The organism is Streptacidiphilus rugosus AM-16 (assembly GCF_000744655.1).
Lineage (GTDB): Bacteria > Actinomycetota > Actinomycetes > Streptomycetales > Streptomycetaceae > Streptacidiphilus > Streptacidiphilus rugosus.
The window spans coordinates 3,064,561-3,087,672 of sequence record NZ_JQMJ01000004.1; the positions used below are offsets into that span (position 1 = coordinate 3,064,561).

Genomic DNA, 23,112 nt, shown 5'->3' on the forward strand with positions numbered 1-23,112 from the left:
CGGTCACCGCACGTCGGCCGTCGAAGCGACCTTTCGTCCCTCGCCGGAACGACGCCGACGCGACGTCATCCCCGCGATGTACGCCGTTGTGCGGGCACGCGCGTGAGCCGGCCGCCCCCCGGGGCGGCCGGCTCACGCCGTGGGTCGTTCGGGCTCAGCCGTTGGGGCCGGCCGGGGTCGTGGTCGTGGTGAAGCCCTCCAGCTTGTTCGCCGCGATCACGAAGTCGTTGGTGAAGGTGGTGGAGAGGTCGGCCGAGGAGTTCGCGTTGCCGGCCAGCTCCTCCGTCGCCAGCGAGGTCTTCGGGCCGCCGGCCGGCATCAGGCCGTCCGGCAGGAACTGGCCCTTGTCCTGGGTCAGCGCGGTGATGTAGTCGTCCTTGGTCACCAGCGCGTTGGAGACGAACGAGCTCGGCAGGTTGTTCGCGATGTCCGTCGCGGTGTGGGTGTTGATCCAGTGCATGGTCGCGACCAGCGCGTCGACGACCTTCTGTGCCGCGTCCTTGTGGGAGTTGACCCAGTCCGTGCGGGCCAGCACCGAGGCGGCGGGCCACATGCCGCCCAGCGCGGCCGTCGCGCCGCTCGTGGTGGCCAGGTCGATCGCCGAGTAGGCGATGCCCTTCTTCTCCAGCGCGGCGACCGTCGGCTGCGTGGTGATCGCGCAGGCGGCCTTGTGGTTCTGCAGGGCGGCGACCACGGTCGAGCCCGCGCCGACGCCGAGGCGGCTGAAGTCGCTGGTCTTCAAGCCCTTCTGCGCGGCGAGGAACTTGATCAGGGTGTCCGTGCCGGACCCGATGTCCGTGACGCCGATGACCTTGCCCTTGAAGTCGGCCGCGGAGTGGACGTTGGTGCCGTTGGCGCACATCACGCGCTCGCCCGGGGCGCCGGAGAGCTGGATGATGTCCTCGACCGCCTTGCCCTTCATCTGGAAGTCGATGGTGTGGTTGTACCAGGCGCCGGACATGTCGACCTGGCCGGAGGCCATCGCGTCCTCGGCGCCGACACCGCCGTCCTGCTCGGTGCTGAGCACGACGTTGACGCCGTACTTCTTGTAGAAGCCCAGGTTCTGCGCCAGCTGGTAGGGCAGGTAGATCTGCTTGTCGATGCCCCCGACCATGAGTCTCACCGTCGGCACGGCGTGGCCGTTCGCGTCGGTGCTGGTGCTGGAGCCGGAGGAGGAGCAGGCGGTCGCCGCGCCGAGGGTGGCCAGGGCGAGACAGGAGGCGACGAGGGTGCGCTTGAACATGAGGAGCCACGTACCTTTCAAGGGTGGGGGTGCGTACGCGTCAGATGGCGTTGGACGCCTCGGAGGGAGCGGCGGGCCGCCAGGACAGCAGGCGGTGCTCCAGCTTTCCGATCAGCCACTCGGCGACGAGGACAAGGGCCGCGATCAGGAACATGGCCGCGAAGACCGTGTTCGGGTCGAACTGGTTCTGCGCGGTCTTGATGACCAGGCCGAGGCCCTTCTGGGCCCCGAGCACCTCGCCCACCAGGGCGCCGACGATGGCGAACCCGAAGGCGCTGTGCAGCGAGGCGATGATCCAGGTCAGCGCGGAGGGGACGATGACGTGCTTGGTGACCTGGAACCGCGAGGCGCCGAGCACCTTGGCGTTGGCGAGGATGTTGCGGTCCACCTCGCGCACGCCCTGGAAGGCGTTGAAGAAGACCACGAAGAACACCAGCACCGCGGCGAGCAGGATCTTCGGCAGCGTCCCGATGCCGAAGGCGACGATGAAGATCGAGCCGAGGACGATGCGCGGAATGGCGTTGACGATCTTGATGTAGGGGCCCAGCACCTCGGCGAGGAAGCGGCTCTGACCCAGCGCCACTCCGACGACGACACCGGCGAGCGCACCGACCGCGAAGCCGATCAGGGCCTCCTGGATGGTGACCCAGATGTTCTCGTAGATGGAGCCGAACTCCGTCCCGTGCTGGAACAGGTTGAGCAGGCTCTTCCAGATGCCCGAGGGCTGCCCGTAGAAGAACGGGTCGATCACGTTCGTCCGGGCGGCGATCTCCCAACCGCCCAGGACCAGAACGGCGAAGCCGAACCTGGCCGCCCAGACGGCCGCCTTCCGGCGTTGGACCGCCCGCCTCCCGGCGCGGGCGACGGCCTGTCCCTGGGCGACGGGAGCGGCGTCGACCGGAGCGGCGGATGCGGAGGTGGATGCGGTGCTCATGCTGCCTTGCCTTCCTGCGTGGGGCCCCCGGCGGTGTGCGCGTAGGCGCGCTCGACCTCCTCGCGGAGGGTGTCCCAGATCTGGTGCTGCAGTTCCAGGAAGCGCGGCTGGAAGCGGATCTCCTGGACGGAGCCGCGGGGACGGGGCAGGTCGATGTCGTAGACCGCCTTGACCGTGCCCGGGCTCGAGGTCATCACGACGACCTTGTCCGCGAGGGCGACGGCCTCGTCCAGGTCGTGGGTGATGAAGAGGACCGCCGGACGGCTCTGCTCCCACAGGCCCAGCAGCTCGTTCGACATGATCGCCTTGGTCTGCACGTCCAGGGCGCCGAACGGCTCGTCCATCATGAGGATCTTGGGCTCGTTGATCAGCGCCGCGGCCATAGCCACGCGCTTGCGCATACCGCCGGAGAGCTGGTGCGGATAGCGGTCCTCGAAGCCGGCGAGACCCACCCGGCGCAGCCAGTCCCGCGCGCGGGACTGCGCCTCGGCCTTGCCGGCGCCCTTGAAGACCGGCCCGAGAGCGACGTTCGCCAGCACCGTCTTCCAGGGCAGCAGTGCGTCCGCCTGGAACATGAAGCTGACGCCGTCGGTGATCCCGTCGACCACCTTGCCGCCGACCCTGACGGTGCCCTCGCTGGGCTTGTCCAGACCGGAGACCAGGCCCAGCGTGGTGGACTTCCCGCAGCCGGTCGGCCCGACGACGGCGCAGAACTGGCCCGGCTCGACGGTGAACGACACGTCCTGAATGGCGGTGAAGATCTCGCCGCCAGGCGTCAGAAAGCGCTTGGTGACGCCTTCAATCTCGATTCGGCCATTGTTCGTATCGGCCATGAGTCCCGCTCCTTCCAAAACCCCGGTTCGAGGTATTCAGAAGCTAGAGCGGGACTCTTGTTACGTCTCTGTTTCCCTTGTTGTTGGCCGTTGGCCGCGTAAAAGCCTTTCTGCGCGTTCTGCTCAGCCCTTGACGGAGCCCGCCAGCAGACCCCGCACGAAGTAGCGCTGGAGCGAGAAGAAGACGATCAGCGGGATGATCACGGAGACGAAGGCGCCGGCCGTGAGGATCTCCCAGTGGTCGCCGAAGGAGCCGGAGAGCTGGGCCAGCCGTGCCGTCATCGGGGCCACCTCCGGCGTGCCGCCGGTGAAGGTGAGGCCGACCAGCAGGTCGTTCCAGACCCAGAGGAACTGGAAGATCGCGAACGAGGCCAGCGCGGGTGTGGCCAGCGGCAGCACGATGGAGCGGAAGACGCGGAAGTGGCTGGCCCCGTCGACCCTGGCCGCCTCGATCAGGTCGCGCGGCAGCTGGGCGATGAAGTTGTGCAGCAGGAAGACCGCCAGCGGCAGAGCGAACATCGTGTGCGCCAGCCAGACCGGCGCGTAGGTGCCACCGAGACCCAGCGCGGGGAAGACCGTCGCGCTGCCGACGTGCGCACCGCCGGAGAAGAGCTGGAGCAGCGGCACCAGGGCCATCTGCAACGGCACCACCTGGAGCGCGAAGAAGACGAAGAAGATGGTGTCGCTGCCCTTGAACGGCACCCAGGCGAGCACGTACGCGGCCATCGACGCCAGCGCGATCGGGAAGACGGTGGCCGGGATGGTGATCGCCAGCGAGTTGACCAGGTAGGGCATCAGGCCGTCGCTGACGCCGAAGCCGCCGTTGAACAGGACGTCGTGATAGTTGGACAGGGTGAAGTGCGGGTGGACGAAGACCTCCCACCACCCCGACTGTGCGACGTCGCTCTGCGGGCGCAGCGAGGTGACCAGCAGACCGAAGGTGGGCAGCGTCCACAGCAGTGTCATCACCAGCACCGCGAGCGTCGCGAACGGGCTGCTGAGGGCGCGGCGGACGCCGGTGGGCCGCGCGAGAGTCCCCTGCCTCGTCATCGGACTTCCCGTTCCTTCCGCAGCAGCATGATGTTGTACGCGACGAGCGGCAGCACGGCGAGGAAGAGCAGCACGGCGAGGCTGCTGCCGCGGCCCACGTTGAACTCCACGAAGGCCTGCGAGTACATCTCGTTGGCCAGCACCTGGGTGCCGAAGTTGCCGCCGGTCATGGTGCGGATGATGTCGAAGAGCTTGAGCGTGGTGATCATGACGGTGGTCAGCACGACGATCACCGTGCTGCGGATCATCGGGATGGTCACGTGCGCGAAGAGCCGCCAGCCGCGGGCTCCGTCCAGGACGGCGGCCTCGGTGACGTCCTCGGGGATGGCCTTGATCGCCGCGGACAGGACCACCATGGCGAAACCGGTCTGCACCCAGATCATGACGACCATCAGCAGGAAGTTGTTCAGCGGGTGCGACAGGATCCAGTTCGGCGGATGGGACCAGCCGAGCCAGATGCAGATCTGGCTGAGCAGGCCGATCTGCGGCTGCGCGGGATCGCGGTAGTCGTAGACGAACTTCCAGATGATGCTCGCGCCGACGAAGGAGATCGCCATCGGCAGGAAGATCAGCGACTTGTAGACGGCCTGCCCGCGCAGCCGGTCGACCAGCAGCGCGAGTCCGAGCCCGAGGCCGGTGGTGACGAGCGGGGCGACGACGATCCACAGCAGGGTGTTCAGCAGGACCTGGTGGATGTCGTCGTTCTGGAGGGCCCAGGTGTAGTTGCCGGCGCCAAGGTACTTGCTGCTGTCGTCGTTGAAGAGGCTCAGGTAGATCGTCCGCACGACGGGCACCGCCAGCCCGACGACGAGCAGCAGCAGGCCGGGCCCGAGCAGGATGACGATGGCGAGCCGCCGCGACATGCGCCCCTTGGCGCGCCCGCCGAAGTAGAACAACACCAGCAGCACGCCCGCGAAGCCCGCGAGCGCGCCGAAGGTGTTGACGAACTTGACCGATGCGTCGGCCCACATAAGCGTTTCGCTCCTAGGTCAGCCCTCAGGGGCGCGGGGAACTGCGCGAGCAACCCACCCGGTGCGGATGGCCCTGCTCGTTCGGCGACCCACCACACTCGGTGGCTTGTCGCGCAGTTCCCCGCGCCCCTGGAGGTGCAGCTACCTCACTGGGGCCAGGCGGCGTCGATGTCGGAGGCGGTCTTCGTGACCGACTGGTTCTGGGCGAACCAGGCGGTGAAGGACTTCCACTCCTGGCCCGCGCCCACTGCGGCCGGCATCAGGTCGGAGGCGTCGAAGCGGAAGGTCGCCGACGGGTCGGTCAGGTACTTCGCCGAGAGCTGGTCGACCGGGTCGGTGTAGACCGAGGGGTCGACGCCCTGGTTCGCCGAGACCCAGCCGGGAGCCACCTTGATGCGGCTGGTCGCCCAGTCCGAGGTGGACAGGTAGTTCTGCACCGCCTGCACCTCCGGCCTGCTGCTGAAGGCCGCCACGAACTCGCCGCCGCCCTCGACCGGGGTGGTGATCGCCGGGTTCGCCGCCGGGAGGTGGAACGCCCAGATGTCGCCGTCGGGGCCGATCTTGGTGCCCTTGGGCCACTGCGCCTCGTAGAAGGAGGCCTGCTGCAGCATCGAGCACTTGCCGGTCAGGATCGGCGCGCCCGCGTCCTGGAAGGTCGTCGAGGCGATCGACTGCACGTTGCCGATGCCGCCGTTGACCCAGGCGGAGTTGTGCATCCAGCCCTGGACCGTGTTCATCGCGTCGATGATCTGCGGGTCGGAGAACTTGATCTGGTGGCTGACCCACTTGTCGTAGACGTCGCCGCCGTACTTGCCGAGGACGACCTCCTCCAGCCAGTCCGTCGCGGGCCAGCCGGTCGCCGTGCCGGAGCCGATGCCGCCGCACCACGGCTTGTTCTTGCCCGCCTTGGCGATCTTGTCGCTCAGCGACATCAGGTCGGCCCAGGTCGTCGGGACCGTGTAGCCGGCCGCGGCGAAGGCCTTGGGCGAGTACCAGACCAGCGACTTCATGTTGGCGCTCATCGGCGCCGCGTAGAAGGTGCCGTCGACCGACCCGTAGGTCTTCCAGACGGCGCTCCACTTGGCCTCGTTCGCCACGGTCGCGGCCGGGGGCTTGACCACCTTGCCGGTCTTCACCATCTGCTGCAGCAGGCCCGGCTGCGGGATGATCGCCAGGTCCGGGGCGTTGCCGCCGCTGACCCTCACCGGGAGCTGGGACTCGAAGTCGTTGGAGCCCACATACGAGATCTTGATGCCGGTGCAGGAGCTGAACTTCGCCCAGGACTGCTGGAGCGAGTCGGACTCCGGGCTCAGGATCGAGGCGAACATCGTCACCGTGGTGCCGGAGTGCCCCGCGTAGGCCTGGAACGGCGCGCAGTCGCCGGCCAGGGTCGGCGTCGCGCTGGCTTTCGTGCCCGTGCTGGTGGAGGAGTTGGAACAGCCCGCGAGGAGCACGAGCGCGGCGGCTGCCCCCACCGCGAGCACGCTGCGTGCGGAGCTGGTGGATCTGTGCATTGCGAGCCTCCAAGAGGGGTGGCTGGTGCGCGCCGTGCAGGGAGCCAAACAGTGGAGCCGAACAGCGAGCCAAGCAGAGAGTTAGGACCATAACCTGAGGCCAAGTCCTGGCCAAGAGGTCGTGCCGCGTTCAGATCTTGAACGTCATGAAAACGTGATGGGGGCTCCCGGCACAAGCCGGAAGCCCCCGTCGATCACCTGCGGCTCAGCGCATCGACCCGGTCCGCAGCAGCGTGCGGATGACCCGCATCGCGACGCTGAGGTTGGCCAGGTCGTACGACTCCGACGTCCTTATGTCGTCGAGCGTGGTCCGGGCGCGGTTGACCAGCGTGGCGTTGGTCTCGGACCAGGCCTGGAAGCGCTCCTCCGGGGTCGCGCCGGGCTCGCCGTGGCCCAGCATGTCCGCGGTGAGCGTGGCGTGGGCCGCGAAGAGGTCCTCGCGGATGGCCGCGCGGGCCATCGACTGCCAGCGGTCGGTGCGCGGCAGCTCGATGATCCGGTCCAGCAGCTCGGCGATCTGCAGGCGCGAACCGAGGTCGTAGTAGACCTTGGCGACCTCCATCACGTCGGCGCCCTTGCGGTCCGCCACCTCGATGATGTCCAGCGAGGGGAAGGCCGAGGAGAGACCGGCGAACCTGATCGCCAGCTCCTCGGGGACGCCGGCCTCCAGCAGCTCGTCGCGGACGCTCTCGTACCAGGCCAGGTCCGAGCCCTGGACCAGCTCGGGCACCCTGTCCCAGACCAGGTTGACCCGCTCGCGGAAGACCTCGATGGTCTCGGCGATGTCGAGCGGCTGGCGCCTGTTGTTGAGCAGCCAGCGGGTGGCGCGCTCGACCAGACGACGCGCGTGCAGGCGCATCTTGGTCTGCACGTCGGCCGGGACCTCGTTGTCCAGCGCCTCGACGGACCGCCACAGGCCCTTGAGGTCGAAGATCGCGCGGGCCGCGCTGTGCGAGCGGACGATCTCCTCGTAGGTCGCGCCCGTCTCCTCCTTGAGGCGGAAGGCGAAGGTGCAGCCGCCGCGGTTGATGGTCTCGTTGACCACGACCGTGGTGATGATCTCGCGGCGCAGTGCGTGCGAGTCGATCTGCTGCTCGAAGCGCGTCTGCAGCTGCGGCGGGAAGTAGCGGTGCAGCTTGCCCTGGAGGTACGGGTCGTCCGGCAGGTCCGAGGCGAGGATCTCGTCGGCCAGGGTGATCTTCGTGTAGGCCAGCAGCACGGCCAGCTCGGGCTGGGTCAGCCCGCGCCCGGCCGCCGCGCGCTCACGGATCTGCGCGTTGCTGGGCAGGAACTCCAGGGCCCGGTTGAGGTGCCCGTCCGCGACCAGCCTGCGGATCATCCGCTGGTGCACGTTGAGCATGCTCGGCGCCTGCGAGAGGGCGTTGGCCAGGGCGACGTTCTGCGCGTAGTTGTTCTGCAGCACGTGCTCGCCGACGGCGTCGGTCATCTCGGCCAGCAGGGCGTTGCGCTGCTTGGTCGTCATGTCGCCGTCCATGACGACCTGGTTGAGCAGGATCTTGATGTTCACCTCGTGGTCCGAGGTGTCCACGCCCGCCGAGTTGTCGATGGCGTCGGTGTTGACCGCGCCGCCCTCGCCGCCGTTGCCGAGGGTCGCGAACTCGATCCGGCCCAGCTGGGTCGCGCCCAGGTTGCCGCCCTCGCCGAGGACCTTGACCCGCAGCGCGCCGCCGTCGACGCGGATCGCGTCGTTGGCCTTGTCGCCGACCTCGGCGTTGTTCTCGGTCGAGGCCTTGACGTAGGTGCCGATGCCGCCGTTCCACAGCAGGTCGACCGGGGCGAGCAGGATCGCCTTCATCAGCTCGGCCGGGGTCATCCGGGAGACGCCCGCCTCGATGCCCAGCGCCTCGCGCATCTGCGGGGTGATGGTGATCGCCTTGGCGCTGCGCGGGAAGATGCCGCCGCCCGCCGAGATCAGCTTGGCGTCGTAGTCCTCCCAGGAGCTGCGCGGCAGGTCGAAGAGGCGCTTGCGCTCGACGAAGGTGCCGGCGGAGTCCGGGTTCGGGTCCACGAAGATGTGGCGGTGGTCGAAGGCCGCGACCAGCCGGATGTGCTCGCTGAGCAGCATGCCGTTGCCGAAGACGTCACCGGACATGTCGCCGATGCCGACGACGGTGAAGTCCTCCGCCTGGGTGTCGTGGCCCAGTTCGCGGAAGTGGCGCTTGACCGACTCCCAGGCGCCGCGGGCGGTGATGCCCATGCCCTTGTGGTCGTAGCCGGCCGAGCCGCCCGAGGCGAAGGCGTCGCCCAGCCAGAACTCGTACTCGCCCGCCACGCCGTTGGCGATGTCGGAGAAGGTCGCGGTGCCCTTGTCGGCGGCGACGACCAGGTAGGTGTCGTCGGCGTCGTGGCGGACCACGTCCTTGGGCGGCACGACCTCGCCGGCGACCAGGTTGTCGGTGATGTCGAGCAGACCCGAGATGAAGGTCCGGTAGGAGGAGATGCCCTCGTCCATCCAGGCCTGGCGGTCGGCCGCCGGGTCGGGGAGCTGCTTGGCGAAGAAGCCGCCCTTGGAGCCGACCGGCACGATGACGGTGTTCTTCACCATCTGCGCCTTGACCAGGCCGAGGATCTCGGTGCGGAAGTCCTCACGGCGGTCGGACCAGCGCAGGCCGCCTCGGGCGACCTTGCCGAAGCGCAGGTGCACGCCCTCGACCTGGGGCGAGTAGACCCAGATCTCGAAGGCGGGACGCGGGGCCGGCAGGTCGGGGATGGCCTGCGGGTCGAACTTCATCGACACGTAGGCGTGCGGCTCGCCCGCCGCGTCGCGCTGGAAGAAGTTGGTGCGCAGGGTGGCCCGGATCAGCGAGAGGAAGGAGCGCAGGATGCGGTCCTCGTCGAGGCTGACGACCTGGTCCAGGGCGCCGTCGAGCTCCTCCAGGATGCCCTCGGTCAGCTCGGCCGCGCTGTGCGTGTGCGCGGGCGAGAGCCGGGCCTCGAAGAGGTTCACCAGCAGCCGGGTCACGTGGACGTTGTTGAGGAGCGCGTCCTCCATGTAGTCCTGCGAGAAGGCGACGCCCGCCTGGCGCAGGTACTTGGCGTAGGCGCGGAGCACCATGGCCTGACGCCAGCTCAGCGCGGCGCGCAGGACGAGGGAGTTGAAGCCGTCGTTCTCCGCCTTGCCGGTCCAGACGGCGGCGAAGGCCTCCTGGAAGCGCTCGCGGCTCTCGTCGGTGATGCTGTCGGCGATCTCCGGACGCAGCTTGAGGCCGAAGTCGTAGACCCAGGCCACGGCGTCGTTGGTGCGGCGCAGCTCGTAGGGGTGCTCGTCGAGCACCTCGACGCCCAGGCGGGAGAGGACCGGCAGCACCTCGGTGAGCGAGACCGAGCCGCCCTCCCAATAGATCTTGAAGCGGCGCTCGTCGCCCTCGGCGTCGACCGGCTGGTAGAGGTTGAGGCGGAAGTCCCCGGCCCCGCTCAGCGCCTCCAGCTGCCGCAGGTCGGCGACGCCGGTGGCGGGGGTGAAGTCGGCGCGGTAGCCGTCGGGGAAGGCGTTGTTGTAGCGACGGGCCGCCTCGGCGGCGCGCTCCTCGCCGCACTCGCGGACCAGCACCTCGTTGAAGCCGTCGGCCCAGGAACGGGCGGCCTCGGCGAGCTTGGCCTCCAGCCGGTCGATGTCCGACTCGGTCAGGTGCGGCAGCTCGGTGCCGGAGGGCACCCGGATGACGAAGTGCAGACGGGCCAGGACCGACTCGGTGTTCCACGCGGTGTAGTCGATCGTGGCGCCGCCGAGCTCCTGCATCAGCAGGTCCATCAGGCGGAGCCGGACACGGGTGGTGTAGCGGTCACGCGGCAGGTAGACCAGCGCGGAGAAGTAGCGGCCGTACTCGTCCTGGCGCAGGAACATGCGCAGCTTGCGGCGCTCCTGGAGGTAGAGCACGGAGTGCGCGATGGAGAGCAGCTCCTCGACCGGGGTCTGGAAGAGCTCGTCGCGCGGGTAGGTCTCCAGGATCTGGACCAGGTCGCGGCCGTCGTGGCTCTCGGCGCTGAAGCCGGACTCGGCCAGCACCTCGGTCACCTTGCGGCGGGCGACCGGCACGCGGTTGACCGACTCGGTGTAGGCGGCGGCGGAGAGCAGGCCGAGGAAGCGGCGCTCGCCGATGACGTTGCCCTGGGCGTCGAACTTCTTGACGCCGACGTAGTCCAGGTAGGACGGGCGGTGCACGGTGGCGCGGCTGTTGGCCTTGGTCAGCACCAGCAGCTTCTGCTCGCGGGCCTTGGCGCGGGCCGGCGCGGTCAGGCGGCCGAAGGAGGAGGACGAGCTGGCCTTGGGGTCGGAGCGCAGGATGCCGAGGCCGGTGCCGGGCACGGCGTGCAGCGCGTCCTCGCCGTCCTCGGTCTGCACCAGGTCGTACTCGCGGTAGCCGAGGAAGGTGAAGTGGTCGTCGGCGAGCCAGCGGAGCAGGTCCCAGGTCTCGGCGACCTCCTGCTCGGCCAGGCCGGCCGGCGGGGTCGCCTGGAGCTCGTCGGAGAGGCGGAGCGCGGAGTCGCGCATCTTCGACCAGTCCTCGACGACCTCGCGGACGTCGCCCAGCACGCGGCGCAGGTCCACCTCGATGGCGCGCAGGTCGTCACGGTCGGTCTCGCGGTCGATCTCGATGTGCATCCACGACTCGAGCAGCGCGTCGGCCGGGCGGTCGGCGGCGCAGGCGTCGGCGTCGAGGACCTCGAGAAGCTTGCCGGTGATGTCGCGGCGGACCAGCAGCTGCGGGTGGATCACCACGTGGATGCCGCGGTCCTGGCGGGTCAGCTCGTTGGTGACCGAGTCGACCAGGAAGGGCATGTCGTCGGTGACGACCTCGACCACGGTGTGGCCGCAGGACCAGCCGTTCTCCTCGACGGTCGGGGTGTACACCCGGACCTCGGCCGAGCCCTGCGGGCGCTTCGCCGCGAGCCGGTGGTGGGAGGCCGCCGCGCCGTAGACGTCGACCGGATCCCGGTCGAGCAGGTCCTCGGGGGCTGTGTGCAGGTAGTAGTGCTTCAGGTAGGAGGCAAGGGCGCCGTTGCCGAGCGCCTCTCCCTGAGCTGCCTTGCTGAGCAGTTCGGCCTTAGCTGCGTCCAGCTGGGTCTGCATGACTGATCCTGGCTCCTGTCGCGCGCCGTTGCGTGACTCGGTGGGTGCACGGTTACGTCGGTAGGCATCGGTTTGCCCATGATCCACCGGGTCTGTCCCTATCCTCCCCCATCGCGAGGGATGATCGGACAAGCCTTGGTGGTTCCGGTCGAGCCTAACCGGGGTAGGAGTACATGTCCCGGGCCGGATCGGTGCACTGCGTCAGGATCTTTGGGCCGTGCTGTACGACTTGTCCAAGGGCATGCGTACGAGGCCTTCCACCTTGTTCACCTGGGAGCCTCTCCCCTCGGCCTCACACGCCCCACCAGCCCCTCGCCACTCCTCCGGCGCCCCTCACCCCATGTGCGGATAGCGGTGGTCGGTCGGCGGCACGAACGTCTCCTTGATGGAACGCGTGGACGTCCAGCGCAGCAGGTTCTGCTTCGCGCCCGCCTTGTCGTTGGTCCCCGAAGCCCGTCCGCCGCCGAACGGCTGCTGCCCCACGACCGCGCCGGTCGGCTTGTCGTTGACGTAGAAGTTGCCCGCGGCGAAGCGGAGCCTGGCCGTGGCGCGGGCGATCGCCGCCCGGTCCTGGGCGATGACCGCGCCGGTCAGGGCATAGGGGGCGGCGGCATCGACCAGGTCCATCGTCTGTTCCCAGCGCGCGTCCTCGTAGACGTGCACGGCCAGGATCGGGCCGAAGTACTCGGTGGCGAAGATCTCGTGGCGTGGGTCGGTGGAGGTGATCACGGTCGGGCCGACGAACCAGCCGATGGCGTCGTCGCAGTGGCCCCCGGCGACGATGTCGAGGCTGTGGTCGTCACGGGCGCGGGCGATGGCGCCGGCGTTCTTGGCGTAGGCGCGGTCGTCGATCAGCGCGCCCATGAAGTTGGACAGATCGGCCACGTCGCCCGCGGTCAGCCCGCGCACCTCGTCGAGGAAGTCGTCCTTGATCGCCCGCCAGACGCTGCGGGGGATGTAGGCGCGCGAGGCGGCCGAGCACTTCTGGCCCTGGTACTCGAAGGCGCCACGGATCAGCGCCGTCTTCAGCACGGCGGGGTCGGCGCTCGGGTGGGCCAGGACGAAGTCCTTGCCGCCGGTCTCCCCGACCAGGCGCGGATAGGAGCGGTAGGAACCGATGTTCGCGCCGACCGTCTGCCACAGGTGCTGGAAGGTGGCGGTCGAGCCGGTGAAGTGGATCCCGGCGAGTGCGGGGTGGGTCAGCGCGACCTGGGAGAGCGCGCGGCCGTCGCCGGTCACCATGTTGATCACGCCGGGCGGCAGCCCGGCCGCCTCCAGCACCCGCATCACGGCGTGGGCGGAGAGCGTCTGGGTGGGCGAGGGCTTCCAGACGACGGTGTTGCCCATCAGCGCCGGAGCGGTGGGGAGGTTGCCGGCGATGGCGGTGAAGTTGAACGGGGTGACGGCGCAGACGAAGCCCTCCAGCGGCCGGTGGTCGGCCCGGTTCCACACCCCGGGGCTGCTGACCGGCTGGTCGGCGAGCAGCTCGCGGGCGAAGTGCACGTTCCAGCGCCAGAAGTCGACCAGCTCGCAGGGCGCGTCGATCTCCGCCTGCTGCGCGGTCTTGGACTGGCCGAGCATGGTGGCGGCGGCGACGGTCTCCCGGTAGGGCCCCGCCAGCAGGTCGGCGGCCTTCAGGAACACGGCCGCACGGTCGTCGAAGCTCAGCTCCCGCCAGGCTGGCGCCGCGGCCAGAGCAGCGTCGACGGCCTGGCCCACGTCCTCGGCCGTCGCGTTCCCGAGCACGCCCAGCCGTGCGGAGTGGTGGTGCGGCTGCGCCACGTCGATCCGTTCGCCGCCGCCGAGACGCTGCATGCCGCCGACGGTCATGGTGAGCGGGGTGTCGCTCGCCGCGGCGAACTCGGCCAGCCGCGCCTCCAGTCTGGCCCGCTCGGGACTGCCGGGAGCGTAGCCGTGGACCGGCTCGTTCAGCGGGGCCGGGACCTGGGTGACCGCGTCGAGATCTGACATGCAGTCATCATGCGACGAGCGCCTCCGCGCAGGCGACAGCCTCGGCCAGAGTGTCGGCCACCGGCACTCCGATGCGGGACAGCTCGCGCCGCGATCCGGCCCCGCCGGTGTACAGCACCGACCGCACCCCCGCCTCGGCGGCGGCCGCGGCGTCGTCGGGGACGTCGCCGATCAGGACGACGACGGCCGGGTCGACCTCGCCGCCGAGGTGGGCGAGGTGCCGTATCAGGTACTGGCCCTTGCCGGAGATGCCGGAGGTGCCGTCCCGGCCGTCGACCCGGCGGAAGTGGCTCTCGATCCCCAGGCTGCGCACGAGCGGGACCAGTTCGTCGTGCCCGTACATGGACAGCAGCGACTGCGAGGCCCTGGCCCGCAGGATCTCCATCGCGCCCACGGCGAGGCCGCAGCTGTCACGCCTGGCCGTGTAGTGCTCGTGGAAGACGGCGTCCATCCGCTGCCACTCCTCGGTGGACGGCATCCGGCCCAGGCGGTCGGCATAGCAGTCGATCACCGGCACGCGGTACCACTCGCGGTACTCGGCCACGCTGAACGACGGCAGCCCGAGCTCCGCGAAGGCGGCGTTGCTCGCCCCCACCACGGCCTCGATGTCGTCGAAGAGGGTGCCGTTCCAGTCCCAGACGATGTGTGCGCGCATGGTGGCGACGGTATCTCCTCGGTCCGACAGCGCGGCCGGCGCGGGTGAGAGGGTCACGGCAGCAGCCCGGGGATCTCCTGCGTCGCGAACCAGAGCAGCTCGTGGTCCTCGGCGCCGTCGACGGTGAAGCGGGCGTCCTCGTCCCCCGCGTCGGCGGCGGGCAGCGCGAGCGCGGCCGCGGCGACGTCCTCCAGCACCTCCGCGTCGTCCGCGTCCGCGTGCACGGCTGCGGCCTTGGCCAGCCGCAGCGACTCGCCCAGCAGCACGGCCCCGAGCGCGGCGGCGTCCTCGTGCTCGGCGTTCACCTGCAGCGTGACCGTCGCGTCCGGCACGTCCGCGGCGACGACGACCCGGCGGCGCGGCGCGTCCCCGTCCGCGGCCAGCAGCCGCAGCGACGCCTGGGCGGCGCGGACCAGGGCCGCGTACTCCAGCTCCTCGATGTCGTCGCTCAGGTACCACTCGCGCAGGGCCGGCGTCACCGCGTAGGCGCGCAGCGGCGCGGGCGCGACGGCTCCGTCGGCGTGGGCCTGCGCGAGACCGGTCAGGGTGAGGGGCACGTACACGCGCATCGCTGGCGCTCCGGTCGGGAAGGGTCGGCAGGGGTGGTCGGGCTTCCGGGCCCAGGATAGGCGGTCAACCCGACGCCGGTACGGCGGTCGCGCAGCGTAGCCGATCGAGTGGCTTTCCGTCGCTCCCGGTAACCGTCGGGCCATCGGGGGTTCGTACATCCTTGCAGGTCAGCATGGCATTTTCACTCGGATAAGTGATTCTGCCGACGGCCTCCGGCCGGCTACGGGACTGCTTGCCGCGTCCCACGGGGCCGGATAGCACTGCCCCATGAACACGACGACCCGCACCGCGCAGCGCCAGGCCGCCCCCGCCAACGTCCGGATCGGCCGCGTCCACAGCCTGGGCGCGACGCGCCGCCAGGCCCCCGGCACCACCCCGCACAACGCCTTGGCCCGCGCCTACGCCCAGCGCCTGCTGGAGGTCCTGACCGGCCTGCGGCCGCTGGAGCAGCTGCTCGCCTTCGCGACGGAGGACGTCTACTCCCGCGTCCGCACCCTCCGCGCCCTGGCCTGCCTCCGCGCCGACGGCTCGGCCCCGGTCCTGCACCGCGTCTTCGACTCCGCGCCGCGTCGCGACGCCCTGGAGATCACCGCCCTGGTCCGCGTGGGCGACCGCACCGAGACCCTCGCCTTCCGCCTCGAATGCCGCGCCCTCACCCGCAGCCAGCAGGCCACCTGGCGCTTCACGGCTCTGGAGAGCCGCTGGTGAGAAGCGAGCCAGTGGCAACGCCAAGGGGCGCGAGGAACTGCGCGAGCAACCACCCTGTGCGGATGGCCCTGCTCGTGCGGCGACTCCCCACTCACGGTGGCTTGTCGCGCAGTTCCCCGCGCCCCTGATGGTGCAACGGGCCCGGCAGAGACTCGCGCCCCTGGAGAGTGCGACTACTTCTTGCGGCGACGGCCGCCCTTCGCGGCCTTGCGGCGCTCCGCGCGGGTGAGGCCGTCGTCCTCGGAGTCGTCGTCCATGGAGATGTCGGTCTCCACCACGCCGTCGGCGGTGTCCATCGTCGGCGCCTTGTAGTGCAGGCGGTCCGGACGCTGCGGGGCGTCCAGCCCCTTCGCGCGGATCTCCACCGGAGCCGCGTCCACCGGGACCTCCTCCACCTGCTGCTCGACCTGGACCTCCAGGTTGAACAGGTAGGAGACGGACTCCTCCTTGATCCCGTCCATCATCGCGTTGAACATGTCGAAGCCCTCACGCTGGTACTCCACCAGCGGGTCGCGCTGCGCGAGAGCGCGCATGCCGATGCCCTCCTGGAGGTAGTCCATCTCGTAGAGGTGCTCGCGCCAGCGGCGGTCCAGGACCGACAGCACGACCCGGCGCTCCAGCTCGCGCATGACCGTCTCGCCCAGCTGGTCCTCGCGGTCGACGTAGCGGCCGTGGACGTCCTCCTTGACCGCCTCGGACAGCATGTCCGCGGTGATGCCGGAACGGTCGCCGTTCTCGTCCTCCAGGTCCTCGACCTTGAGGCTGATCGGGTAGAGCTGGGCCAGCGCGGCCCAGAGCTTGTCCCAGTCCCACTCCTCCGCGAAGCCGTCCGCCGTGGCGTCGCGCACGTACGCGTCGACGGTGTCGTCGATGAAGTGGTCGATCTGCTCGTGCAGGTCCTCGCCCTCGAGCACGCGGCGGCGCTCGCCGTAGATGACCTCGCGCTGCCGGTTGAGCACCTCGTCGTACTTGAGGACGTTCTTCCGGATCTCGAAGTTCTGCTGCTCGACCTGGGTCTGCGCGGACGCGATCGCGCGGGTCACCATCTTCGACTCGATCGGCACGTCCTCGGGGACGTTCGCCATCGAGAGCACGCGCTCGACCATGCCGGCCTTGAAGAGGCGCATCAGGTCGTCGCCCAGCGACAGGTAGAAGCGGGACTCGCCCGGGTCGCCCTGACGGCCGGAACGACCGCGCAGCTGGTTGTCGATACGGCGGGACTCGTGCCGCTCGGTGCCGAGCACGTAGAGGCCGCCCAGATCCTGGACCTCCTCCTGCTCGGCCTTGACGGCCTCCTTGGCCTTGTCCAGGGCGGAGCCCCACGCGGCCTCGTACTCGTCCGGCGTCTCGACCGGGGAGAGCCCGCGCTGCGCCAGCTCGGCCGCGGCCAGGTGCTCAGGGTTGCCGCCGAGCATGATGTCGGTGCCACGGCCGGCCATGTTGGTGGCCACCGTCACCGAGCCCTTGCGGCCGGCCTGCGCCACGACCTGGGCCTCGCGCTCGTGGTTCTTCGCGTTGAGCACCTCGTGCTGGACCCCGCGCTTGCGCAGCTCCTGCGAGAGGTACTCGGACTTCTCGACCGAGGTGGTGCCGACCAGGACCGGCTGGCCCTTCTCGTGCTTGTCGACGATGTCCTCGACCACGGCGGCGAACTTCGCCGGCTCGGACTTGTAGATCAGGTCCGGCTGGTCCACGCGCAGCGGCGGCTTGTTGGTCGGGATCGGCACGACGCCGAGCTTGTAGATCTGGTGGAACTCCGCCGCCTCGGTCGAGGCGGTACCGGTCATGCCGGAGAGCTTCGTGTAGAGGCGGAAGAAGTTCTGCAGGGTGATGGTGGCCAGGGTCTGGTTCTCGTTCTGGACCTCCACCCCCTCCTTGGCCTCGATCGCCTGGTGCATGCCCTCGTTGTAGCGGCGGCCGGCGAGGATACGGCCGGTGTGCTCGTCGACGATCATGACTTCGCCGTTCATGACGACGTAGTCCTTGTCCGCCTTGTAGAGCTCCTTCGCCTTGATGGCGTTGTTGAGGAAGCCCACCAGCGGGGTGTTGGAGACGTCGTAGAGGTTCTCGATGCCGAGGTAGTCCTCGACGCGGGTGACGCCCGCCTCCAGGATGCCGACGGTGCGCTTCTTCTCGTCGACCTCGTAGTCCCGGTCGATCTTGAGGCGCTGCACCATCTTGGCGAAGTCGCCGTACCACTTGGTGGCGGCGTCGGCCGGTCCGGAGATGATCAGCGGGGTACGGGCCTCGTCGATCAGGATCGAGTCGACCTCGTCGACGACCGCGAAGTTGTGGCCGCGCTGCACCAGCTCGTCCTTCGACCACGCCATGTTGTCGCGCAGGTAGTCGAAGCCGAACTCGTTGTTGGTGCCGTAGGTGATGTCGCAGGCGTACTGCGCCCGGCGCTCGGCGGGCGACATGTTCGCCAGGATGCAGCCGACCTCGAGGCCGAGGAAGCGGTGCACCCGGCCCATCCACTCCGAGTCGCGCTCGGCGAGGTAGTCGTTGGTGGTGATCAGGTGCACGCCCTTGCCGGCGAGCGCGTTCAGGTAGGTCGGGAGCGTGCCGACGAGGGTCTTGCCCTCACCGGTGCGCATCTCGGCGACGTACCCGAAGTGCAGCGCCGCGCCACCCATGATCTGAACGTCGTAGTGACGCTGACCGAGGGTGCGCTTGGCGGCCTCGCGCACGGTGGCGAAGGCCTCGGGGAGGATGTCGTCCAGCGTCTGGCCGTCCGCGAGGCGCTCACGGAACTCTTCGGTGAGCGCACGCAGCTCGGCGTCCGTCAGGTTGACGAAGTCCTCTTCGATGGAGTTGACCTGTTCTGCGATCTTGGTGAGCTTGCGAAGGATCTTTCCTTCGCCTGCACGCAGGATCTTGTCGAAGACGGACACGTGGGCTGGCTCCTTGCCTGGGCGGACCGGGCGGCTGGTTTCTGGCACCTTGCTCGCGGTAACGATTGGGCCACCGCGAGCCCATCGTATGCGAGGAGCCCCACCAGCCGGGAGGTCCGTCAGCACGAGGGATGATGTCGTCCTTGAGAGTGGCATTCGTTTTACGGCGACAGCGGTCGAAAACGGACAGCGGAAATGCGGATGTTCGAAGGTGGGGCTTCCGGGATACTTCTTCGATGGACCCTGTGATCTTGGAAACCGCGCGTCTCTCGCTCCGCCAGTTCACCGACGCGGACATCGACGGCATCCACGCCGCCTGCCAGGACCCGGACACCCAGCGGTTCACCAGCGTGCCGGTGCCGTACCGGCGTGAGCACGCGGAGAGCTTCGTCAGGGAGATCTGCCCCAAGGGCTGGGCGGAGGAGACCCTGCTGAACTTCGGCTGCTTCCGCAGGGACACCGGCGAACTGGTCGCCTCCACCGGCTTCCACGGCCGCCAGTTCCGGACCGACGGCGTGCTGGAGATCGGCTACTGGAGCGTGCCGTCCCAGCGTCGGCAGGGCTTCACGGCGGAGGCGGTGGCCGCGATGTGCGACTGGGCCTTCGACGAGGTCGGCGTGGCCAGGATCGAGTGGCTGGCCATGGTCGGGAACCAGGGCTCCCGCGCGGTCGCCGAGAAGGTCGGCTTCCGCTTCGAGGGCACCCTTCGCTCCCGGCTGCTGCAGCACGGCGTCCGGAGCGACGCCTGGATCGGCGGACTGCTCAGCACGGATCGCGCCATGCGTCGAGACTGAGGTGCTTGCGGATCGCGCTCAGCCCGAGCCGTCGGGATTCCGCACAGAAAGCCGACCCCGGCAGGTGGTACTCGGCCTCGAAGACGGGCTTGTGCGCGGCGACGAAGGGACTGAGCAGGGCGCACTCCTGGAACTCGGCGCACTGCTCGTTGACGGCGAAGTCGAAGTCCGGCTGGAGCGCGACGACCTGGTCGAGGTCGTTCTTCAATCCGACGGCGAGCCCGCGCGCGTGCGCGAGGCGCGCGACGAGCCGGTCGAAGGCGAGCTGGTCCGCGGCGGTGAGGGGAAAGCCGGTGTCGTTGGCGTAGCCGTCGAGCTGGTCCGGCTCGACCCCGTCGAACCCCTTGGCCCGACATGCGTCGACGCGCTGCGCCAGGAGCGGCGCCAGCAGGTCCAGCCGCCGCACGTCCAGCCAGCGCTCGTCGGGCCACCCTTCGAGCGCTTTTCCGAGCAGCGCCTGGGGATACCGCCCGGCGTCGGGCCGATACGGCTCCCACGCACCGGCGTTGACGTAACAGACGACCCTCCGTCCGGCGGCGTGCAGGGTCGCCACGACGGCGGCGGAGTTGTCGACGGCGTCGATGTCGTAGACCTGCGCGGCGACGGTGGTGTCGACGGGCGTGGTCAACTGCCACTGCCAGCTCTCCCCCACCGCTGGCACCCACCGCGCCTGCGCGCTCCGCGCCGACGGCAAGGACGTGGGCGTGACCTCCACCGGTGCAACCCCTCCGGCACACGCGGCCAGTGTGAGCGCGACCCCTGCACACGCGAGGCCCGCCCGAATCGCACGCGGGCCCCTACCGCGCGGGCCCAGCTGCACCATCAGGGGCGCGAGGAACCGGGCGACAAGCCACCCACCCGGGTGGACCCCGAACGCGCAGGGCCATCCTCCCCCAGCCTTCGGCCGGGGGTACCCACTTCGGGTGGGTGTTCGCGCAGTTCCCCGCGCCCCTGGGTGCGTGCACCTGACCCACCATTGCCAAGGGCTCATCGGTGCCTCGTCGCGTCGCCGACGGCCAGCGCGGTGACCGCGAGCAGCACGCAGGCCGCCGCCGCGCTGACGCAGGTCTGCGCCGGGCCGGGAGGCACGCCCGCCGCGCGGGCGGCGACGAGCGCGGCCGCGCCCGCGCAGACCGCGGCGGTCGCCCGGCCCAGCAGGCCGAGGGACTGGAGCAGTTGGGCCGTCCAGATCGCCGCCGCGAGGGCCACCAGACCGCCGACGCCGGGGCCGCCCGCGTTCGGCCAGAGGAGGCCCACGGCCCAGGTCAGCGCCGCGACCACCAGCAGGTAGCCGCCCAGGCCCCGCAGTACCGCGGCGAGGACCAGGCGTTGGAACTCCCTCGTCGCGCCCGCCCGGCCCAGGGCCAGCTCCGTCGCGCCGCGGCAGCGGGCGAGGAACCACTCCGCGCCGCCCATGCTGAGGGTCAGCGCCAGGGTGGCCGGTCCGATGTCCGCCAGGGTCAGCAGGGCGACGGCGAGGCCGAAGCAGCCGGCCTGGAGGGCGTCGCGCCATTCGGGGAGCCAGTCGCCGCGCCGCGCCGTCGCCGGGCGGCCCGTCTCGCGCCAGCCGGCCCGGACCGCGAGGGCGACCGACAGCAGCAGCAGGACCGCGCCGAGCCAGTCCGGCGGGCCGCCCGCCCCCACGTGGCGTGCAGTGAGCATCCACAGCGCGCCGGTGGCCATCGGGGCCAGCGCCGCGACCAGCGCGCGCTCGCGGCCCAGCACCAGCAGCGCCGTCGCCGAGGCGAAGTACAGGGCCTGCCCGGTGGCGAAGACCACCGCGAGCGCCGACGAGCCCGGCGCGAGCGCGGCGAGCAGCGTCGCCAGCACCGCGCCTGCCACACCGCCGCGCGCCAGCACCGCGGCCGCGCCGGTGACGTCCTCGCGTCCCCGCCGGACGTAGGCGAGATGGGCGACGCCCTGACTCCAGCTCCAGCTGAAGAGCAGTGCCGCGCCGACGCTCCACTGCGAGCCGTGCGGCGGTCCGCCGAGGACGTAGCCGAGGCCCGGCAGGGCGAAGAGCAGTCCGCGCAGCGCGCAGCGCGAGGCGGGGACGCCCCAGGCGGACGACGCCGCGTGCTGACGCAGTCGCTTCGGCACCCGCTTGCGCGACGGCCGCGGCTCCGTGTGCGCGCGGTGGAACAGCTCCTCGCCGAGCTCGAAGGCATCGCGTCGGCCGTAGCGCTGTTGGATCTGGCGGTCGGTGAGGCCCTCGGCCTCGATCGCCGCCACGACCTCGAGCGGGTGGACCGCGCTCGCGGCCACCCCGGCGAAGCGCTCCGCGATCTCCTCGCCCGGATCCTCCGCCACCGCGTGCGGGAGCGGCTCGGGCGCCGACTCCAGACGCAGGCCGCGCACCAGCTCCACGAACCCGCTCACGTCGCGACCCTCGCCCTCGCGCCGCCGCCGACCCGCTGCGTCGGCAGCATCGCCCTCAGCGACGACGCGGAGACCGTCTCTCCCGACAACTCACCGTAGAGGGAACGGAATTGCGCGACGGTCCGCTCGACCGTGAACTCCGCCTCGACCCGGCGTCTGGCCGCGGCGCCCAGCCTGGCCCGTTCCGCCGGATCGCGCAGCAGGGCCAGCGTGGCGGCGGCCAGCGCCTCGGGCTCGCGCGGGGGCACGACCAGACCGGTGTCGCCGACCGCCTCCCGCACGCCGCCGACGTCGGTCGAGACGGTGGCCCGGCCGCAGGCCATGGCCTCGATCAGGCTGAAGGGGAACCCCTCGGAGATGCTGGAGAGCAGCACGACCGAGCCGGCCGCGTACGCGTCCTTGACCGCGTCGATGCGGCCTTCGAAGACCATCGCGTCCGTCACCCCCAGCTCGGCGGCCAGCGCGTCCAGGCGCTCGCGGTACGCCTCACCGCCGGCGGGAACCCCGCCGAAGAGGCGCAGCCGCACCTGCGGCAGCTCGGCCCGCACCAGCGCGAAGGCCCGCAGCAGCGTCTCCAGATCCTTGATCGGATCGACCCGCCCGGCCCAGCTCAGCGTCAACTCGGCGGGTTCGGCACCGGCCTGCGGGAACTGCTCCAGGTCGACGCCGTTGTAGACGGTGCGGATCCGGCGCGGGTCGCAGCCGCCCCGTTCCTCCCACCGCCGGTTGTAACGGTTACAGGGCGCCACGATATCGGCACTGCGGTAACTCTCCGTGGCGAGCATCCGGTAGAAGCCCAGCAACAGCGTCTTGACCGGCCGGGAGAAGGGCGCCGCCCGGAAGCTCAGGAAGCGTTCGCGCAGGTAGATGCCGTGCTCGGAGAGAAGCATCGGCACACCGTGGAAGCGCCGCGCGGTCAGCCCCGGCAGCGCGGCCAGACCCCCGGTCGCGACGTGCACGACCCCACGGGCCGGCGGCTGCACGGCGAGCGGCCGCAGCGCGTGCTCCAGCAGGTCCGTTCCCTCCAAGGCGTCGCGGAAGGTCGGCTGGTCGCGGCTGGTGGGCAGGAACGGCAGCCGCCAGACGCCCTGGAGCGAGCGCAGCGCGCCCTCACTGCGCAGGGCGGCGGTCAACGAGCCGCCGGTGAGCGCGAACTCGGAGAGTTCGTAGAGCTCGTCGGCGAAGTACTGCTCGAAGTCCGGGTCGAGCAGGGAGAGCAGGAAACGCTCGTAGCCGGCGAGAAAGCGGCGCAGAGCCCGGCCGCGCGGGGCCCTGCCCGGAGCGGGCGGCCCCCACATCGCCACCGAGCTGACCGAGGCGACCTGCTCGGGCAACGGCCAGACCACCGGCTCCTGGCCGCTGCCGGTGATCCCCAGAACGTGGAATCGCACCTCCGGCATGCCGCGTACCAACTGGTCGCACCAGGTGCTGACACCGCCGTGGATGTACGGATACGTGCCCTCCGTCAGCAGGGTGACCTCCAGCGGCCCCGGGCTGTTCATGC

The 23,112-nt window shown here is 70.2% G+C and carries 16 protein-coding genes; 2 read left to right on the forward strand and 14 right to left on the reverse strand.

What is annotated here, in order from left to right:
* Positions 1-154: 154 nt before the first annotated feature.
* The 10 genes from BS83_RS22805 to BS83_RS22850 form a co-directional block, all read right to left on the reverse strand.
* Positions 155-1,243 carry an ABC transporter substrate-binding protein gene (locus BS83_RS22805; protein WP_051943652.1) on the reverse strand — a complete coding sequence of 363 codons (1,089 nt, stop codon included), beginning with the start codon at positions 1,241-1,243 and terminating at the stop codon, positions 155-157.
* Positions 1,244-1,283: 40 nt separating this feature from the next.
* Positions 1,284-2,177, reverse strand: coding sequence for an ABC transporter permease (locus tag BS83_RS22810; RefSeq protein WP_037605422.1), 894 nt, complete (start codon positions 2,175-2,177; stop codon positions 1,284-1,286).
* The gene (locus BS83_RS22815; RefSeq protein WP_037605424.1) at positions 2,174-3,010 is read right to left on the reverse strand and encodes an ABC transporter ATP-binding protein; all 837 of its coding nucleotides are present in this window, start codon (positions 3,008-3,010) and stop codon (positions 2,174-2,176) included. Before BS83_RS22815 ends, BS83_RS22810 begins: the two co-directional genes overlap by 4 nt.
* 123 nt (positions 3,011-3,133) lie before the next feature.
* Entirely contained in the window at positions 3,134-4,060 is a 927-nt protein-coding gene (locus BS83_RS22820) for a carbohydrate ABC transporter permease (protein WP_037605425.1), read from the reverse strand.
* A complete protein-coding gene (locus tag BS83_RS22825) occupies positions 4,057-5,031 on the reverse strand; it encodes a carbohydrate ABC transporter permease (protein WP_037605426.1) in 975 nt (324 codons plus the stop codon). Before BS83_RS22825 ends, BS83_RS22820 begins: the two co-directional genes overlap by 4 nt.
* A 146-nt stretch (positions 5,032-5,177) precedes the next feature.
* Positions 5,178-6,545, reverse strand: coding sequence for an ABC transporter substrate-binding protein (locus BS83_RS22830; protein ID WP_037605427.1), 1,368 nt, complete (start codon positions 6,543-6,545; stop codon positions 5,178-5,180).
* A 205-nt stretch (positions 6,546-6,750) separates the two neighbouring features.
* The gene (locus tag BS83_RS22835; protein ID WP_037605428.1) at positions 6,751-11,637 is read right to left on the reverse strand and encodes an NAD-glutamate dehydrogenase; all 4,887 of its coding nucleotides are present in this window, start codon (positions 11,635-11,637) and stop codon (positions 6,751-6,753) included.
* A 333-nt stretch (positions 11,638-11,970) separates the two neighbouring features.
* Entirely contained in the window at positions 11,971-13,608 is a 1,638-nt protein-coding gene (gene pruA / locus BS83_RS22840; protein ID WP_037605429.1) for an L-glutamate gamma-semialdehyde dehydrogenase, read from the reverse strand.
* A 7-nt stretch (positions 13,609-13,615) separates the two neighbouring features.
* Positions 13,616-14,263 carry an HAD family hydrolase gene (locus BS83_RS22845; protein WP_037605431.1) on the reverse strand — a complete coding sequence of 216 codons (648 nt, stop codon included), beginning with the start codon at positions 14,261-14,263 and terminating at the stop codon, positions 13,616-13,618.
* A gap of 53 nt (positions 14,264-14,316) precedes the next feature.
* A complete protein-coding gene (locus tag BS83_RS22850; protein ID WP_037605432.1) occupies positions 14,317-14,832 on the reverse strand; it encodes a DUF6912 family protein in 516 nt (171 codons plus the stop codon).
* A 268-nt stretch (positions 14,833-15,100) separates the two neighbouring features.
* Here BS83_RS22850 and BS83_RS22855 point away from each other — a divergent pair, with 268 nt between their 5' ends.
* The gene (locus BS83_RS22855) at positions 15,101-15,541 is read left to right on the forward strand and encodes an Rv3235 family protein (RefSeq protein ID WP_037605433.1); all 441 of its coding nucleotides are present in this window, start codon (positions 15,101-15,103) and stop codon (positions 15,539-15,541) included.
* A 173-nt stretch (positions 15,542-15,714) separates the two neighbouring features.
* On the opposite strand, the gene secA is transcribed toward BS83_RS22855, so the two are convergent.
* Positions 15,715-18,435: a preprotein translocase subunit SecA gene (gene secA, locus BS83_RS22860; RefSeq protein WP_037605434.1), complete on the reverse strand. Its 2,721-nt coding sequence runs from the start codon at positions 18,433-18,435 to the stop codon at positions 15,715-15,717.
* Between the two features lie 236 nt (positions 18,436-18,671).
* Between secA and BS83_RS22865 the strand changes: the two genes are divergently transcribed.
* Positions 18,672-19,229 carry a GNAT family N-acetyltransferase gene (locus BS83_RS22865; RefSeq protein ID WP_037605436.1) on the forward strand — a complete coding sequence of 186 codons (558 nt, stop codon included), beginning with the start codon at positions 18,672-18,674 and terminating at the stop codon, positions 19,227-19,229.
* Here BS83_RS22865 and BS83_RS22870 read toward each other — a convergent pair.
* The 3 genes from BS83_RS22870 to pelF form a co-directional block, all read right to left on the reverse strand.
* The gene (locus BS83_RS22870; RefSeq protein ID WP_332262345.1) at positions 19,198-19,890 is read right to left on the reverse strand and encodes an endo alpha-1,4 polygalactosaminidase; all 693 of its coding nucleotides are present in this window, start codon (positions 19,888-19,890) and stop codon (positions 19,198-19,200) included. The two genes, BS83_RS22865 and BS83_RS22870, sit on opposite strands and share 32 nt — an antisense overlap.
* A 326-nt stretch (positions 19,891-20,216) precedes the next feature.
* Positions 20,217-21,608 (reverse strand): hypothetical protein, encoded by a 1,392-nt coding sequence (locus tag BS83_RS22875; RefSeq protein ID WP_051943654.1) that lies wholly within the window; start codon positions 21,606-21,608, stop codon positions 20,217-20,219.
* Complete coding sequence (gene pelF / locus BS83_RS22880; RefSeq protein ID WP_051943656.1) at positions 21,605-23,110, reverse strand: GT4 family glycosyltransferase PelF; 1,506 nt, start codon at positions 23,108-23,110, stop codon at positions 21,605-21,607. The genes BS83_RS22875 and pelF overlap by 4 nt, the downstream gene beginning before the upstream one ends.
* Positions 23,111-23,112: the final 2 nt, after the last annotated feature.